This is a genomic window from Chitinophaga sancti, from assembly GCF_034087045.1.
GTDB classification, from domain to species: Bacteria; Bacteroidota; Bacteroidia; order Chitinophagales; family Chitinophagaceae; genus Chitinophaga; species Chitinophaga sancti_B.
On sequence record NZ_CP139247.1, the window covers coordinates 48,296 to 66,969 of the forward strand.

The following is an 18,674-nucleotide window of genomic DNA, read 5'->3' on the forward strand; positions in this document are numbered from 1 at the left end:
ATTTACCAGCTCTGCCTGATATCCTTCTACAGTTTATTATACAAAAAGTAAATTATATTAACCTTTCCATTGCTCAAATTCCGTTATCTTGCATAAGATCGTCCACAATGAAACCACTGATTCAAAAGTTACCTCTCAATGAGAACAATTCATTTGTTGCTCAAACTTTCCGCACACCAGAATTTGAGGTAGGCTGGCACCAGCATATTGAGTTCGAGCTTATTCTTTTTACTGAAGGGGCCGGCATGAGCTTTATCGGGAATCATGTGGGTGAATTTGAGACAAATGACATTTATCTCTTAGGTACTAATTTGCCACATACTTTTCAGAAACGCGAACCCGATATGATAGCCAGTGCTGTTGTAGTACAATTTAAGGAAAATTGCTGGGGCAATTCGTTTCTTGAAATACCTGAATGTCGTCATATCCGCCACCTGCTCAGTACATCCTCCTATGGTTTAAAAATACAGGGAGAGACCAAAAGCCAGTTATTCTCACTGATCACATCGCTCGAAACAGCCAAAGATTTTCAACGTATTCTACTATTAGGACAATGCCTGGACCTGGTGGCCCGTACTAAAGAATATATCACCGTCTCGACACAGGAAGTGAAATCTCAGCCCAAAGAAAAAGAAGTGATCGATAGAATTTTTCAATATACGATAGACAATTTCCGCGATCCCATTTCCCTTCCACAAGTTGCTGACATCGCCTGTATGAGCATCCCTGCCTTCTGCAACTATTTCAAGAAAAGTACAAAGAAAACATACATTGATTTTCTCAACGAAATCAGGATTGGATATGCCTGCACGCTGCTGATGGAAACACAAAAAACTGTCCTGGATATCTGCTTTGATAGTGGCTACAATACAATGGCTAATTTTCACAAACAGTTCCTGAAGATAAAAAAATTCACGCCATTACAATACCGAAAACACTTTGCTAATAACATGGGGTTACTACAGAATAATATTCACATTATACCTGAATAAACATTCTCTTCCTCCTAACCCTTCCCCCCAAAAATATCCCTAACTTTTCTTCATGAAAAAGGCCCGCCTGTTGTTAGCCCTCATCTTTACCTGCGTATCTATTGCTGGTATATTTGCTTTCAAAGCAAGGACTTATAATGCCCCTACCTTCTATTGCACCACCGTCTATGGCGCACCAGGTACGATCAGTATCTACCCAACCATCGCCCTCCCTACTACCGCTTACTGTACTACCCAATACAGTTATAACTGTTATAAATCCACTATTATCAGCTTCGATTTCCAATAAACCATTCACCAATAGGGATGGAAACCATTTTCAGAACAATAAAGCATTCATGAAAGAGGGAATTTACCACCAGGTATGATGACCATTTTCAAAAAAAAGGCAGGCCTTGAAAAGCCCGCCCCTAAGTTTCTTAATATTAATTGTTCCAAGTATAAAGACCAAATCTACACCCTCCCTCTCAAACACATTTGTTATCAACTAGTTAATAGGATTAAAACGATCCTGCCAGGATCATTAACACGCGAATTAACCACTCATTAACAAAACTTTCACCAATATTCACTATCTAGCAAACCGAACATTGAAATTTTAACTCCCTACCGACTATGCACCACATCTCCCTAATCAACGTTTTCAGACAACTGAAAGCGGATCTTATTGGCAAAGACTCTTATCGTGGCGTCACGCTCACTTATACATGGTTAGCCAACCAGTTCGGGCACTTTTCTCTAGGCTTTATACCTACTTTATTGATTCCCCACCATGCTGCCCCCTGGATCGTCGCCATCGCCTGGACGCTGTTTGAAGCTTACAACTTCCTTGGCCCCTTGTTATTAAATAAACACACCGAATCCAAAACATTATACGTCCCTTCTCAGAAGCGATATACCTTCCCACCTACCTGGGGCAACATCGCCTTCGATACCTTCACGGACCTTTGTTTCTTCTGGTTGGGTGCCTTCGCCGCCAGCCTGCTTTTAGGTCACCACACCTTATTGAATATCACTGTCATCGCTATTATACTCATCTACCCCATCTGCTACTGGTACCCAACTAAAATGTATCTTCAACAAGCCTGTCTTCCTACCCAGTTCCGCCTCAGTCAATGGAATCTTTCCATCAAAGATGCTGACAAGGAAAAGGTGTACGGATTCCTGAACGCCACCCTTCACCCCGATACTATCATCGGTAAACACCTCTTCATCTTTGGTGGCAAAGGCAGTGGCAAAACAGCCCTTGGTATTGGCCTCGCTACGGAATCTGCCATCAAGCACAAAGCCTGCCTGTATACCACCGCAATGAAGCTATATAGCCTCTTCTCCCTCACCGACGAAGACATCCAGCAAGAAGATCCTAACCTCTGGACATGGCGTACGACCTCCCTTCTCGTCATTGACGATATCAATCCTGGTCAACCGATCCCTAAAGACATCGTGACCGCCAACCAATTCATGGAATACATGGCGAGCGACGGCAACCGCCACGCCTTAAAAAACAAAAATGTAATCTGGATTTTGGGAGATGATGCCACTTATAGCGAATGGCAACAGATGCTCCATACTATTGGGGTACCAAAAGAAAGTATTTCTGCTGTTTATTTGTCGCAGGGTAAAATATAAAATGAAAATAACTCTGCCTCATGGCAAAATATGATTCTCCATAGCAAACGTCACCAAATGCGTTAAACTCTTTACCTCAAACCGTTTATACAATGGAATAATCCTTTTCTCTATCGCCGACTGTGTAACATTCAACTCATGCGCGATCTCCTTAAACGACTTCCCCTGTGCCAACATGGCCAGCGCCTCCTTCTCTTTTTGTGAGATCGCATAATAATGGAACAAATTCTTATTCAACTCCTCCTCAAACTCCGCCTTCTCCGGCCCATACGCCGCATACTGCATCACCTTCCCCAATTTCAACCGCTGGCTGACCTGGTTCCTCCCAATTATCTCCGTCACCCGGCCATTCTCAGACCTAAACACTCCCACCCGCACAATGAGCGGCACCGGCGTCCCATTCTTATGCAACTTCTTCAGTTCTATTGTAAAACTATACTTCTCCAGTTCCTCCGTGCGGCTCATAATAAACATCAACGCCTTGTCATTCAGTTCAAATGAAAACGGTTTATACTCCGGCGTTGTGATATCCACAATACTCAGCATATTGATCTCACTATCCTCATACCCCAGCACCTCTTCCCACCCATCCGCATATACCATCCTATTCTCCTTAAAGGAATACACATATATTGCTTCCTCAGGAAACCGCTGTATTGTACGTCTTAAACTAACTGCCTGTTCACTGTTCAAATCGGCAGGCAAGGCTGTGATCATAGATCTGGAAAACTCCCCGGGATTGGACATGACAAATTTTTAATTCCTCTAATTTAAGAATTCCTGTCCAAACTGCGGAAATCCGCAGTTGACCTCCGATAAAAACCTGTTTATTTTTGCGAAACCTTTCAACCATTACTTTAGAACCCCAATTTTATTAACCCCATTAGTTACTACAACTTTTCTAGTGCCAGGGTACAGGGCAAGCACTAACCTTCGCTTGCCCTTACCGTTGGTTCCTCCCTACCCACGGCTCACTTCCCATGTCTTATTCCACAGAATTCCTTAGCCACAGATCACTCAACACGGCGCTCTCCTCCTGACCCTCTTCCCACTGCACTAATCCCTACCTTTTGCCACCCCTGAATTACTCATAAAACAATAATTTTCTCCTCCTATTTTATTAAATTTTAAAAAATCATTATATTGTAGAATAACCCTATATAGATAACCCATTCCCTCAACCTAAATGCAACCCTATGACTCTCCACAATGAAAGTCACGTTTCACTATCTATTATTTCCATCCTTGATGCCGACAACCAGGTTACAGGCTATGGTTTCTTTATCGATCCTCATGGACTGGCTATCACCTGTTATCATCTAATCTCAAACCTACAAAATATCCGCATCCGGGATTATTATGGTCATGAATACGATGCAGTAATAAACAAGTATTATTCATCTCTTCGAAATGACATAGCTGTTATCCACATCCAAAAAGACACCCGTTTTTTTTTATATTTCTCCTACAAGGCTGAACTTATCATAGATGTCTCCCACCCTGTATTTTCTCAAGGCAAACATACCTGGGAGTTCGAGGACATTAGAATTGATAAATGTGATTATCATTTACAAACAACAGGCATGCATGGATTACCTGTTTTAGTAACAGACACATTAAACGTGTGGGGTATAAAAATATCCGATCGATATTCCAGGGTACTCCTTCTCAATAACCCAAAAAGAACAGGGCAATTTGAGATGCTCAGGGAATATCTTTCAAAGACATATTTGATGAGACAATACCTTCGAAACTATGGCGAAATCGCCACCATTTTCAATCTACAAGCGCTCACTGCTATCAATAGCCTGATCGACAAAGGCATCTATTTGCCCGAGTATTATTGCCCGCGCGATGAAGACACCAAAATACACTCCTTCATTCATAGTTCAGGCCATATTAAATTTATAATTGGCGATACAGGCGTAGGCAAAACTTCTTTACTAGCATACGCAGCCACTCAATCCATCTCAGCGGGATATGTTTTATTCTTTTCCGCCTGGCAATTCGAACTAAGACCACATGGCCTGCGAGGAGAAATAAAAAGATTACTACAACAAACGCTAACAGAACATCCCCAGGAAATCATCACAATAGAAGACTTAATGCACACTGTCTGTAATAGTATATACAATAATCAATGCATCATATTTATTGATGGATTAAATGAAATGAGCAATCAATTCGCAGGTAAGTTTAACTCGTGGATCAAACACTCCATTGGCTGGGCAAAGAACACGAACATAAAACTGATCATCACTTCCACTAAACCTTTCTATAAGCATCCAGGTATAAGAATGGGAAGTTTTAATGTTAAACAAACCAACGAGGCATTCTCATTATATAATCTACCAGGAAAGTTCAAGACGATCTCCAGGTTGAGTCATCCACTTGTAATCCGTCTTTTACATGATGTTTCTTCACAAGCTATATCCGCTGTTCCAGATAACTATCCATTAGTAGCCACCTATATTCAAAGAAAATGTGCCAATATCGCCAGACTGACCAATATACCTTCTAACATCATCCACCACCTTCTCATTCTCTTAGCCAGTCATTCCGAAAATCACTGGTTATCCTACGAAACATACCAGGATATTCTAAAAGACCATCCTGCTCTTATCCCCATACTCATCCAGGAAAATCTCTTTTTCCTATCAGACAATGGCATCAGAATAATCTTCCTCTGGATTGGAGAATTCCTGGCTGGCGAATCATTGGACCTACAGGTACCCTGGGATCAACTAAACCCTACACAAAAGAAAGGCTTCCCCTGGCTGATCTCAAAACACGCCTTTCTACAACAGGACGTCTCGCCCGTCATGCAACAATTACTATCCTCTATCGTCAATAACCATCCTGAAAAAGAAAAAGCTGTCGATATATTCATCAACACCGTACAACATCTATCCCATCCTGATAAACACTATACAACTATTGAAACATTCACCCTTCATGAACAAAACGGCTTCTTCCTTCCTCATGAAGTAGGTCCGCTGGTCTTCCATTCGCACCTATCCTACCCCAATCAACTCAAGCTCATCAAGATAGCATTATCCACCATAACCATGAGTCCTCACCTCATCCATTTTTATTTCAGTTGCCACATATATGATCCTAAAAATTTATTTTTAGAACCTATTGCGCCATTCTCTACTAAACAAGCCTTACACAGATACCTGGAAATCCAACGTGACAAAACCATTGACACCATCATGCAATGGCTATATGATTACGATGGTGTGAGTGACTTACCGATGATTAACGTCATTGCATGTATCATTCTACATCAATTCTACTGCTACGGTAAGACAAGCAAGACCTCCTTCAATGTCAGAGATAAACTATTCGTAAATTATAATAAGCAGGACAATACCCACCTGTCTCCAATTATTAAAGAAATCTGCTCCCTTATCGTCGCATCAAAACCAGAGTTTGAATATGATTTCTATAAATATTGTGCAGAACTGGAATCGCATATTAGTATTCTTCGAAGAAAAAGTTATTACCATTTTTATATTAAATGGCTTCCACCTGTTATGCTGGATATTATCAGGAATACAACTACTTTCGAAAAGCTGCTCTATGGAATTACATGGTTGATCCGGGTGCCTGAATACACGGAAGAAATGTTGCATCAAGCCTTAACCTTATTAAAAGAAAACAAATTCAATTGTAGAAATTGCGAGACCTTACTCTCCTGCATCAACATGGAGGAATATTTTGATATCATCCTACCTGAACTGATCAGTTATATTAAAAACGGTGAAGATCGTCATTCAAGAGAAATGTGTATCGGTATGCTTTTCGTATTTAAAAACAATGAGGAACATAACCTGGTACTCGCCCAACACCTTGTATCACTTATGGAAGAAGTTCCTGAGCTTGACAGAAAACTGACCCAACAGTTTGTTGCCGCCCTTGTCAAGGTGCCTTATCATTCAAAGGCGTATCCAGTTCTAAATGCACTTATCCCTAAGCTATTACCAAGGGATTTGCATATATGGTACCCAATAATGAAACACCTATGCAGGGAAGAAACATGCTCATACACACTATTTGATAAACTCCACTGGATCCGTTGGGCATTTAATAACCTCGAATTAAGACCATTGTGCACATTAACTATACTCCTCTTAAATACAAAGGTGATGAAAGATGAAGATCAGATTATTGCGCTGATAAAGCCGGTAATATTAAAGACGCTGGAAAATTCAGACCAGTTTTATGATGCGGTGTTGAAGAAAAGCGCGAAGAAAAATCTTGCTATATTTCATGATATCCTGAATGATCCGGAATTGAATAACATCATTAAATTCCGGTCTTACAATCCCACTTACAAGTCTTTATAAAGACTTGTAAGTGCTTCTATACAATTGCCATTATGCCTCTACTATGTTTTTTCATCCCCGAAGCAAAGAATCCACCACACTGCTCTTTCACACCACACCCTTCACAAGCCTCATGATAAACATTCTTCCAATCCGAAATAGACCTCCTTGCATACCCCCACACATCTTTCGGAATTGTACACAATTGAGAATTATAAATGGAAACTCTCATGCCCATATCCCCTAAAAAACTCACTGCATCAGATAATACCTCTCCATAATCCAAAGGATCTATCCATAACTTATCAATATTATGAGGTGTATACCCCTGATATTCCAACCCCATAAAAGTTACATGTTCAGCAAATGGCAAATTTTTATAAATAAATTTAGCCAGCTTCATCAATCTTGGAATAGTCTGTTGATGCAATACAATTCTAAGTTCAATACGAACATTTTGCTTAGCCAGGTTATACAACCCCTTCACTGTCTGATTAAAAGCATCTTTCGCCTGCACAATATAGTCATGCTGCGCAGGGTAATCAGAATAGATCGGAATGCCCAACATCAATCTCCTAAAATGCATGTCACCTAAACGGCCGGCTATATTCGGCCAGGCAAATGAGCGACCGTTTGTCAGGCAATGAACCTCTGTATTGGGTAACTCATACTGTATCTGCTCCAATAATTTAAAGTACCTCTCCCCTAATAATGTTGGTTCCCCACCGGTAATTCCCAACTCAAAACAATCCTTCGGTATAAGTGGTATAGTCTTACTATGCAAATAATATAAGTAGTCAGTATCGTCTTTATCTTTCGGCGGCTGGGAACACATCAGACAATTACTATTGCAGCGTTCGGTAAATAAAAGGAAATTATGTACAGAATTTACTCTATATACTGTATTTACAACACCATCAGCATGTACTACTACAATATCTCCTTCGTAAAGGTGGCTGAGATCACCTATACCATATACCCCCGGCATATCTCTCACACTACCAGTGGATAAAATACATTCCGAATTTACCAACAGGTCCGATCCGGAGAAGGAGATTCTCCCGACAATAGGCGTATCAATCTTATTGGGTATACCTTTAGTCCTTAATACCATCAGCTTTAATGGGTTATCCAACTTTTAAATATTTTTTCTATTCGTTTGTCATCCTCCATCAACATAATAATATGTTGGATGATCTCCATATTCCTTTGACAAAATGAATTCGTCGGCCTGAATCCTACCATATCTCCCTGCGTAGCATGGTTAAAAACGGGATCAGCACCACAATATGTTTGAAAAACACATTCAGAACACCCAGGTAAAGACTCATTTGTCATGACCTCACTGATTGCTTGCACTTTCTCTCCATAGAAGACTTCATTATAAGATGTTTCCCCTAACGTGCCTAATCGAAAGGTATAATCTTTCATTTCGGCTAACATCCTTGCCTCATCCGTAGCATAAATGGCACCGTCATAATTAAATACGATCACATTATTTATCATTCCCGAAGGTGATTGCAGATCTACATAGCCTACCGGAAATGGAGTCAACAATTTCCTTAATATGATTGAGGTATAATCTTCCCGGATAAAGTACCCATTCAAATTATGATCAATTATCCGCTGCAACGCAGTTTTATAATACTCGAGGAACCTGCCAGTCTCGTATTTATTCTTCTTTTCACTTTTAACAGCAAAACCATAAGGACTAATGGGCCTCAGAAAAATATTCCTAAACCCAAGCCTAACGTACTCATCTACAATTTCCACAGGATGTTCTAATGACAGCTTGGTCGTCGTTGTTAATGCAGATACATTTCCGTAACCTAACATTTCTCTGCAGCGATTGATCCCGTTTACCGCCAACTCGTAACTACTTGCATTAGGTTTGTGCCTATTTTTATCGTGTATAAAAGCCGGCCCATCCAATGATGTAGAAATGAGAATGCTATTCTCACTACAATAGTTAAGCATTTCATCAGTTAACGGAGCCAGGTTGGTACAGATCACATAGCTGACATTTTTATTATGTACCAATGCAGCCTCCTTAGTCTTTTCAACCGCATATATAATATTTTCAAACGCCAATAACGCCTCACCTCCCTGAAATTCCATGGTAACGTTTGGATTCGGAGATCGCATCATCATTTCAATACCAGCATCAATATGAAATCTACTCATATCGTACTTGTTCCTGTCACTAGTCACCCTGGAAACCTGGCAATAATGACAGGTATGCTCACATCGCAGACTAATAACAAATATGTGCAAAGATGTGAAGGCGTCTAAAAATGACTTTTTAGTACTATACCTGGTTGATATTACTTCAAGTAGGGAAGGAATAGGTTCAGGGGAAATAAAAAAACTGGCGACAAGGTCTTCATATAATTCCTCTTCAGGTGTGATAGTCCTCGTCACAATACGTTCAATTGTTCCTTTAGGAACTACCAGGAAATCTCCTATTTCATTCACAATGATCTCTCTTCCATCTGGTACTCTATGGAATCTAAATGGTAGCAAGTGATACTTTACATCTTCCCCACGATAGTATTCACGCTCCTTAAACTTCCTTGTCTTCCTATCCACACCGACTTTTACATCCATACTCAAATTATTTTCGGATCAAACCCCAATGGATCACCTATTTCAGTTAATGGCGTATCTTCTTCCTCATAGTGAGCAAATGCTTTTGCTATTATCAGTTCTCTTATAGTAGTGGTTTCATCAGTCACTATCTGTCTCAGCTTAAAATCTATAAGATCCTGCTTTATCTTTTGTATAGTATGTTCCCAATCGAAGGTATCATTGGCATCCTTTAGTTTCAAGGAAATGGAATAAGAGGAGATAGTCCCCATAGCTATGTCTACTTCAAAAGTACCTGCATACCAATAAAAACATTTTAGTAAAACCGGTTCACTATAAATTGCAGCATCTATTATAATTGTCAATATATTATTTGCTAACTGATAGACCATAACATTGCTTTCTTAAGAGTTCTAAAGTCGTACTATCCATTATACCGTTTCCTTCCATCCCATTTCTTTCCTGGAACTCCTTAACGGCCTTCACGGTCTGATTACCGTAATACCCAGTTACAGAAAACCCTTTTATATGCAAAGACAACATTTTCTGTAACGCTTCCACATCCTGTCCTTCACTATATAATTTAAATGCTTCACCTGCTTTTAATGAAGGAATACAAAAATCTATATTATAACTAGTGGCAAGTAGTGGTTGAACACTTTTAGCAGAAGATTTAGATGAAGAGGCTGAAGTGCCCGAAGAATAAGAAGAGGTAGAAGTAGATGATGGTAAAGTTGACGAAGATGACGGCGTTGAATATGACGAACCCGAGGTCGTATAGCCACCAGTACTATAAGATGACGAATAGTGCGACGAATGAGATGAATGCGACGAGTGAGAGCTATGCGAACTATGAGAACTATGTGATGTATGCATTAGTACCAAGCTATTCTCAGGGTTATTCACATTTAACTTCAATGTCAATTTGGGTTTTAAGACATTCCTATGAAGGTTACCATAATTTATATCCTTATCATTATCAACAACTAAGGACTTTACGGGAACCGCATTTCCGGTAGCTGTCAACGTACTGATAGCAGTTGTCATTACTGCGAGGGTCTTTTTAAAAAGCGCTTGAAAACCGAATTTTTCCGTGTTCATAGGGGTAGTTTTTAGTGATAAATAGGTCTCTATAGAAAGAATGGGTAAAATTTCAACTTCGCTACAACAATGCCAGGAAAACGATATCAATTAAATTTATTGCAGTAAGCTGCAAAAGGTAACATTAGCAAAATAATAAATTTAATCTAATGATATCAAATTCGAATAAAAAAAACTTCTTTACGAATTTTATGATATAAAGATCTTAAAAAATGCATAAATAAAGAAGGGGAAAAATCCCCTATTTAAAATCATATAGCATTTAACTATTTTTATTACATTAGCTTCGAAGATTAGAACCTCGATGTTTGTTCCTGAGATTATTGTATTGTTCATGAGTGCAGTGTATACATCATCCTGGTAACCACAAATTCCCCATATCAGTTATTCTAAAGCCAGGAGACATTTATTCTATACAAGAGAGCACTGGGCTATCTATGCATATGCATAATAGTTAAACTATCTCGTGTAAAAACTTATGAAACAACATGAATATTCTTTTATTCTCAGACTATGTTCCAGCTATAAAAAGCAAAATTAAATTTGCTTTTATTGTGACAGGTAGATTCGTCAAAGTTCTTTTTACCCCTAAAAAACGGCTCGAAATAGTAACTTTAAAGTATGGTATAAAACACCAGTTTGATAATAGCTATTTCATTTTACACCACAAATTCAACAACGCCCTTTGGTATTCGTTCCACTCATTAAGGGTTAAATCCACAAGCCCAATAACCGTCTTTGATACCCAAAACATACAAATAGACACGATCCGCTTAACAATTCATGGGTTTTTCAGAAAAAAAAATATCAATATCCCGCTAACCAAAGAATTCCATCTTCGAAATGATTCTTTCAAAACTACCATTCTCAATCTTACCACAGGTATAAAATTCATAGGAAAAATAAGTATTTCATCACCTGATATTCAAGTATTCATACCAAATATCAAGGTTCGTAAATCGAATCTAAATATTCAGCATTCTACATTTAATTCATCCAATTTTTTATGAAAAGAAATTTTTACGAAACACCAAAGTCTAACCTTCTCATGCGCCTCCTTTGGAAGGCAGCAGGAGGAGATAGATATTTACTGGAAAGTGCCACCTACAGTGACCAGGTCAAATACGCTTGTTTGGGGGGCATTGTATTTGCCACTGGCGCCATGGCAGGCCTTGCAGGAGGATATGCCTTTTATACCATCTTTGAACCCAGAGGCTCGGCTATTGAACATGATACTGTGAACTGGACGATTATCATGCTATCACTCATATTCGGATTTGCATGGGGACTTATGATCTTTAACATAGATCGGTTTATCGTTACCAGTACAGGGAAAGGCGACGGTACTGAAGCTATCACCTGGGATGAATTCAAAGGAGCTATTCCCAGAATTATCATGGGCGCGATCATTGCCCTCACCATCTCTAAACCAGTAGAGATCAGAATGTTCAAAACTGAAATTGATATCAAATTGCGAGAAAAGCAGTTGGAACAACAAGCTGAATATCAAAAGAAAGTAGATAAAACATATGAAGAAAGAGAAAAACTGCTGGAAGCAGATATGGGCAAAATGCTTATCGCAAGAAATGATCTGACCAACCGTATTAAAAATGCCGAAAATGAATATATAGATCAGTTACAGGGTAGAACTGGTGCTGCAGGTGCAGGTAACGGACCTCTATCAAAAGCCCTCAAAAGTCAAATGGATGCCCTGAATCTTGAATTAGATCAATTCGACAAAAGTAATCAGATACAACTGACTCTTCTAAAACAAAAGCAGGAGCAACTAAGAGCCGAAAAAGAAAAGGAAAGAAATAATAATGAAAAGATAGCAAACGGCTTAGATGGTCTGCTTGAACGTATTAAACTGACCCATGAGATTGCTGGATTTTGGATTACACTTTTTATCACTTTATTGTTCCTCGCCATAGAATTAACGCCAGTATTTTTCAAACTCATGCTCATCAAAAGCCCTTACGACTACCTGGCAGAAAACCGGGATGAGTTAATCAAAGCAGAACGAGGAATAGAAGTACGCTACGACTATTATAAGGACAAAGAAGGCTTAGAGCGCCATCTCATCATCAATCACGAAGCAGAAAGATTAGTCTATGAAAAGATAAAAGTAACCGAAATCCAAAAAGAGCTAACCGAATATGCAATAGAACAGTACAAAGCGAGGGAAAAAGCCAAAATTGACCAGGATCTGGACGCTTACATTCAAAGTATAAATCAACATGAGCAAGGTACTGCACATGCTTAGACAATTCTTCTGTACATTTTCAGGGGAGGACGCCAATATCATTAAACGTTGTGAATGGATCATACAGCTTAAATTCTGTGGAATAGGAATTTTTGTACTGATGATCTTCTGTGGTTGCTTTGCCAGCGCAGCATCTTTTATTTTTGAATTGCTGGAAGGTGGAATGAAATGGGTAAGCATTCCAGTCGGGATCTTCTGGGCCTTACTTATTACCAACATGTACCTTTTCCTATTGTACACGGTATCACCTACTCTTTTACCTATTACACATAAAAAGAAAGGACATAAAAAAGCAGTATCTACAACTTCACAAAAAACAGCATTAGGTTTCAGGATGAGTTTTATATCACTCCTGGCCATTATCATCGTTCAACCCCTCAATGTAATAATATTCTATCACCCAATGTCTCCGTTTGCTCCAGCAGCCATGGCTAATCTGAATAAACATACCGCTGCTTATAAAGCGAATATGGTTATTGCTGCTGATAGCATTCTCATCATTGATGAAATACAACTTCAAAAATTATTTTCACAACATGTAAGTTTAAATAGTAAGCATCTGGATGATTCCATCACTATAGCCAACAATACATTCTTGCTCAATAATAAGGTAACAGAGGATGCCCGTTTTCTTAACACAGCTATCAAGCTTATCGACACACTGAATAAATATAGTCACTCGTTCTTTTTCAACAGTAAATCATCCATGTGTGACAGTATTCGTACAACGCTGGGAGAATTGCTTGAAGCAGAGATTACAAGTGACAATACTTCAAGGATACAGATTCAATCTTTGGTTACTAATAATGAAGAAGTTAAAAAGTATCAGTCACAACTATTAAAGGATATTAATCAAAAAACAGAAAATTATTACCAATTAAATGCCCTACTATTAAAAAGTAATTTCTATACCAAAAAGATACAATTATTGCTTGCGAATAACATACTACCTTGGTTAATTACATTTATAGGATGTGGAATTTTCTTATTACCTGTTTATTGGAAATTTTCCATCAGAAATAAAGGAGGGTTTTATGAAATAAAGAAAGAAATTGAAAATGAACTTGTTATTAATCAATATAAGGAATTCAAAATCCTTTATACGGCCATATTTTCTGAAAAAATCAACACATACAACCAGCATGTTTGGCGCAATTTAATTCCGCTGCTGGACAAACTGGAAAAGATCCGTCCGAAAAAGTACAATGAGTTAAGAAAGGAGTTGGAAGAAATATTGATACCTGAGGTTATAGAAAAATATGAATATTGGTCCGATGCACCATTTAGAACGAAGCGTCGTACGGAACGCCCACTTGCATCTGAAGAACAATTATTAAAAATCATTTATCCAAAAAATAATTGAGTACAATAATTATAATAGCGATTCTTAGTTTCCTGATATACATTTTTCTACTTTCTAATAAAAAGAAAGCTGAGCAACCTTTGCCACCTCCGCCACCAAATACAGTTGTGGTAATAGAAGAAGAAAAAGATATCATCTACCGGGATGAACTGAACAGAGAATACAAACTTATAAAAAAGGCAAGGTACCTTCCACGTAAAACATATATTCACGGGAAGATGACTGGGAAATATTGGGGGGACCCTACTCTGCTGAATAACGAAGAGGCAGAGTATAGCAAATATTTCACCTTCAGTATTTACGAAGCTTATGTCAAAGTAATCCCTCCTATTTTATGTATTTGCAATAATTGCACGGGTATACATACCAACATACAAGGTCCATTCATTTTCAAAAATGACGATCAGTTTCCAAGAAATCGGTTACCTGCCAGTATTCCCTGTAGCATTTCCATCAATAATGAAACCAAGGATTATGCTGTGGAACTACACAATCCACAATTGAGGGACATTACCTTCAACAGAAAATTGCATCAAGAGGAAAATAATGAAGTTTTTGGCACCATAGAGGCTTTTGTCACAGGGTATATATTGGATTTTATATTGGAAGAATATGAAGAAAGAGAATATATAAATCAACCTGCTCCCATACATGAGAGCAAAATTTCTCAGAATAAAAATACAACTCCCATTGCAACAGGTTTAATAGAATTGAATGGGAATTATAAACGAACAGAATACCTGGAAGATGACTACCAGGGGAAATACTGGAGTGACTGGGTTTATGAAGATAATAAGAACAATGGATGTTTTGCAGGCATCTTATCTTTCACGATGGGACTCATCTCCTTTATCATTATCCTGATATACATCCTTACCATTTTACCTAATCTGGCGATAATATTACCCTTCTTCGTAATAGTACTGCTATTTAATCTTATCAATACCAGGGTATTAATTTGGATTATGAGAATCATTGGTGGATTACTATTCTTATCCTTCTTGTTTTTTATGTTTACTGCATCTCATAAAAGATCAACTGTATATATACCCAGGCAGACAACGCCCTATCATCCACAGGATTTGGTTCCACAGTATAATCCAATTACAGATACATTAGATAAACATCCTACAATGGATACTTTGATAATACATCATTGGCATTGGAAAGATTATGACGATGTGTCTTATGATGGATCCTTTTACGTAAAAAATAGCTCATATCTAAATGCCCATGTGTTTAAAAATAATTTGGGCCAAACAAGAACAAATGCAAATAACTATGATGAAATTATCTATTTATTAAAAGAAAACGATAAAAACCAGTTGGATGGTCTATATAAACTCCTAGACTCCATTAAAACAACTAATAATTTAGACAATGTGAAATTTGCCGAAGTGATCGTATCCTTCGTCCAATCCATCCCGTATGCGCTAATTTTGCCATACGATTGTGATCCACACTTGTATGCTGACAAATTTATAAAAAAATATCTTTTGTCTCCTGACGCATTGTGCGAAGGTTATGAAACTTTTGGTATAAACACACCGGTAGAATTCCTGGCTAAACTAAAAGGAGATTGCGACTCAAGGACGCTATTATTATATACCGTATTAACACATTATAATTATGACGTAGCTTTATTAAGCAGCGAATACTATGGTCATTCCTTACTTGGTATTGACCTGCCCTTTTCAGGCAAATCTTATACTTACCAATCGACACGCTATTCTCTTTGGGAAACCACCGCCCCTAATACACGTCCTGGTTTACTTCCAAATGAAATCTCAAATTTTAATTACTGGAGAATATCTTTAAAATCAAAATAAAATGATTACTTCAAAAATATTGACCTTAAGCTTATTCATTACTATCATACTGGCTACAAACTTGATCGTTATTCAATTGCTCACCCGAAAAGTAAAATCAAAGTATAATAGTGAGGGGACTTTAAAACTAGCTGTGGGTTTATGGATTTCTATCCTATTTATTGTGGTAGCGATTATAACCAGTAAATCTGCCAATATATTTTACGAAGCATACGACCAGATTACAATTAAGCCTGACAACCTTTTTCCTGTTTTAAAGGTTTGTTCCATATTTACTGGTTTGGGTATTACCTGGTTTATTATTTGGTTTTATGTCACGAGGGTTTTCTCGCTTTTCATACTTGGTCCAAGAAATGAAAGCAAAGAAGCAGAATCTAACAACGTCGCATTCTTCATTTTGAGAGGGAGTATATTCTTAGGGTTTATGATATGTTTGAATCCGGCATTTGAAACTTTATTGAGGAGCTTCTTACCAACAGTGGAAATACCTTTTTACCATTAATTGAATATCTGAATGGTATTAATACTTCATAATCAATATTTATGAACAGTCATATTAACTCAGATCTTTTTAGTTTCAAATTTCCCTGAGCTCTTACCTACACGGAGATACCCGATACAATTTATTAAAACATGGTTCTGAGTCCTTGATTATGTTAACAAATTTCATTACTTTAACTTGAGTCAAAACCTTTGCAAGTCACATCATATCATCCGTTTGGCATTAATGTAATTTGTAATAGGGTGAATTAGTTCGTTAAATTACTGATATTAAATTACCTCGCTTTCACATCTAGAAAGAATCTATGAATGTTTTATAATCGAGAAAAACATTATGCAATTTGTATTTTTAGAAAATCTTGGAATAACAACGCATCTAAGAGCGCTTGAAAAAAGGTCTAACCCTTACAATGTCTTACTCTATCAACACGAAGGCCACCTTAAAGCCGACAATAGCTTTATTGGCAATAGAGATAATGTTGATAGCAGGTTACATGCGATTTTCGAAAAAGCTATTCAAACTAATACTGACTTTTTCCTAGCTCCAGAGTATTGCTGTTCCTGGAGGGTTATCGTAGCAAACTTAAGTGACAAAAACAAGTGGCCTGCTCGGGAAAAATTATGGGCAATCGGTTGTGAATCAATTACTCCCGAAGAAATATTAGCTTTTCAACAGGAAACAGAGAGTGATGAAATCCATATTCATTTTGAACAAGAAATATTTAACCAAGGAAAATCTTATGTTGACCCACTAGTATACCTTTTCAGAGGAGTTCATGATGGGCGGCAGAAATTAATTGTGTTAATTCAGTTTAAAACTGCTCATATGGGTCCTAGAGCAGTTCCAGTAGAACGAGACAATCTAATTGAAGGAAATTCAGTATACATTCTTAGAAATGGACAAACTTCAGTTCATTTTATATCCTTAATTTGCTCCGAGGCAATGAACTTTCCCCATACTTTAGACGCGAATACACGTACAAATATTTTGTGGGAAGATGCTACATATTTGATATTTAATCCGCAAATGAATCCTGAACCAACTCATTCCGAATTTTGCCATTTCCGGAAAATAGTACTCGAGTCCCAGAGAAAAGAAATAATAACACTTAATTGGCACAAAGATTCTACAATTTCTAAAAATAACCCCCTACTTGCCCACAAGAGTTCTCGTAGCTCTATTGTACTTAAAAGTATTGATTTTGAGGGGATTTATAGGAGAATAAAGTCTAACCACAAAAAGGGTGTCTACTATTTTTTCCAAAAAATAGATAAACACCTATATATTTTAAATGGTCAACCACATTGCTTTCACTTCCAAATCACCCCAGTGCATATAACCGAGAATCTGGGAGTACAGCATCTAAGGGATGGACCTAATAATTTTCAAACATTTTTTTTTAATACAGCAAATCAATTAATCGAGGATGACGAGCGCATTTCAGATTATCATCTCGATTATTTAGAACAAACCGGATGCACATCACTCTTTCTAACAAATAAAGATACATGCATCCTTCAAAAAGAGATAATTGTTGCATTATCTACCGGAACAGCAAAAAAAAGTCATTCCGGCAATTGGTATGAAGCGGACAATTTGACTCCGTTTTTAGCACCAATTGAATCGGATGCTAATAACAGGCTGACTTTCACAGAAGATCGTGATAGGCCAAATGAATTAGTACGTGAAAATTACATAGCAACCTTACAAGAATTAGACAATATTCTATCTGATGCAAGCCTATTTCCTCCAAGCATCGCATACCTACAAGGAAAAAAATTACGAATAGGGTATGGAGAAAATGCAAGCGGCGACAACTATATGTTTAATGTTGTAGATGAATCCGGCACAAGAGTTCCAATAACAGTCTGTTATGTAGGACAAGCCTCCGAAAAAATAATCAATCAAGCATTTTTGCTTACGCAAGATTTGTTTGATAAAACAAATAAATGTCGTGAGCAGGTTGTCGTTTTCTATAAGCGAGGTAACGATATTATACCAAAATATGATCAATATGCCGGGAAGATAGGGGAAGTACAAACTTATGATGCCACTTCTGTTCTTAAATCACATTAACA

At 37.8% G+C, this 18,674-nt stretch carries 14 protein-coding genes; 9 read left to right on the forward strand and 5 right to left on the reverse strand.

Features of this window, described 5'->3' with window-relative positions:
* The first annotated feature begins 107 nt into the window (after positions 1-107).
* From SIO70_RS00220 to SIO70_RS00230, 3 genes are all read left to right on the forward strand, one after another.
* The gene (locus tag SIO70_RS00220; RefSeq protein ID WP_320578331.1) at positions 108-992 is read left to right on the forward strand and encodes an AraC family transcriptional regulator; all 885 of its coding nucleotides are present in this window, start codon (positions 108-110) and stop codon (positions 990-992) included.
* 52 nt (positions 993-1,044) lie between these two features.
* The gene (locus SIO70_RS00225; protein WP_320578333.1) at positions 1,045-1,281 is read left to right on the forward strand and encodes a hypothetical protein; all 237 of its coding nucleotides are present in this window, start codon (positions 1,045-1,047) and stop codon (positions 1,279-1,281) included.
* A 326-nt stretch (positions 1,282-1,607) separates the two neighbouring features.
* Complete coding sequence (locus tag SIO70_RS00230; protein WP_320578334.1) at positions 1,608-2,621, forward strand: hypothetical protein; 1,014 nt, start codon at positions 1,608-1,610, stop codon at positions 2,619-2,621.
* Between the two features lie 18 nt (positions 2,622-2,639).
* On the opposite strand, the gene SIO70_RS00235 is transcribed toward SIO70_RS00230, so the two are convergent.
* On the reverse strand, positions 2,640-3,368 hold the full coding sequence (locus SIO70_RS00235; RefSeq protein ID WP_320578336.1) for a LuxR C-terminal-related transcriptional regulator: 729 nt from the start codon (positions 3,366-3,368) through the stop codon (positions 2,640-2,642).
* Between the two features lie 449 nt (positions 3,369-3,817).
* Here SIO70_RS00235 and SIO70_RS00240 point away from each other — a divergent pair, with 449 nt between their 5' ends.
* A complete protein-coding gene (locus SIO70_RS00240) occupies positions 3,818-6,973 on the forward strand; it encodes a hypothetical protein (RefSeq protein ID WP_320578337.1) in 3,156 nt (1,051 codons plus the stop codon).
* 16 nt (positions 6,974-6,989) lie between these two features.
* Here SIO70_RS00240 and hxsC read toward each other — a convergent pair whose 3' ends face one another.
* Genes hxsC through SIO70_RS00260 form a run of 4 tightly spaced genes read right to left on the reverse strand, consistent with a single transcriptional unit; the run spans position 6,990 to position 10,639 of the window.
* Positions 6,990-8,087 carry a His-Xaa-Ser system radical SAM maturase HxsC gene (gene hxsC, locus SIO70_RS00245; RefSeq protein WP_320578339.1) on the reverse strand — a complete coding sequence of 366 codons (1,098 nt, stop codon included), beginning with the start codon at positions 8,085-8,087 and terminating at the stop codon, positions 6,990-6,992.
* On the reverse strand, positions 8,072-9,559 hold the full coding sequence (gene hxsB, locus SIO70_RS00250) for a His-Xaa-Ser system radical SAM maturase HxsB (RefSeq protein ID WP_320578341.1): 1,488 nt from the start codon (positions 9,557-9,559) through the stop codon (positions 8,072-8,074). Before hxsB ends, hxsC begins: the two co-directional genes overlap by 16 nt.
* A gap of 2 nt (positions 9,560-9,561) precedes the next feature.
* The gene (gene hxsD / locus SIO70_RS00255) at positions 9,562-9,930 is read right to left on the reverse strand and encodes a His-Xaa-Ser system protein HxsD (protein WP_320578343.1); all 369 of its coding nucleotides are present in this window, start codon (positions 9,928-9,930) and stop codon (positions 9,562-9,564) included.
* Entirely contained in the window at positions 9,908-10,639 is a 732-nt protein-coding gene (locus SIO70_RS00260; RefSeq protein ID WP_320578344.1) for a peptidoglycan-binding domain-containing protein, read from the reverse strand. The genes hxsD and SIO70_RS00260 overlap by 23 nt, the downstream gene beginning before the upstream one ends.
* A gap of 1,006 nt (positions 10,640-11,645) precedes the next feature.
* On the opposite strand from SIO70_RS00260, the gene SIO70_RS00265 reads away from it, so the two are divergent.
* From SIO70_RS00265 to SIO70_RS00285, 5 genes are all read left to right on the forward strand, one after another.
* Positions 11,646-12,902: a DUF4407 domain-containing protein gene (locus SIO70_RS00265; protein WP_320578346.1), complete on the forward strand. Its 1,257-nt coding sequence runs from the start codon at positions 11,646-11,648 to the stop codon at positions 12,900-12,902.
* Complete coding sequence (locus SIO70_RS00270) at positions 12,877-14,265, forward strand: DUF4407 domain-containing protein (RefSeq protein WP_320578348.1); 1,389 nt, start codon at positions 12,877-12,879, stop codon at positions 14,263-14,265. The genes SIO70_RS00265 and SIO70_RS00270 overlap by 26 nt, the downstream gene beginning before the upstream one ends.
* On the forward strand, positions 14,262-16,094 hold the full coding sequence (locus SIO70_RS00275; RefSeq protein ID WP_320578350.1) for a hypothetical protein: 1,833 nt from the start codon (positions 14,262-14,264) through the stop codon (positions 16,092-16,094). Before SIO70_RS00270 ends, SIO70_RS00275 begins: the two co-directional genes overlap by 4 nt.
* A 1-nt stretch (position 16,095) precedes the next feature.
* Positions 16,096-16,596 carry a hypothetical protein gene (locus SIO70_RS00280; RefSeq protein ID WP_320578352.1) on the forward strand — a complete coding sequence of 167 codons (501 nt, stop codon included), beginning with the start codon at positions 16,096-16,098 and terminating at the stop codon, positions 16,594-16,596.
* Positions 16,597-16,929: 333 nt separating this feature from the next.
* On the forward strand, positions 16,930-18,672 hold the full coding sequence (locus tag SIO70_RS00285) for a hypothetical protein (RefSeq protein WP_320578353.1): 1,743 nt from the start codon (positions 16,930-16,932) through the stop codon (positions 18,670-18,672).
* The last annotated feature ends 2 nt before the right edge of the window (positions 18,673-18,674 follow it).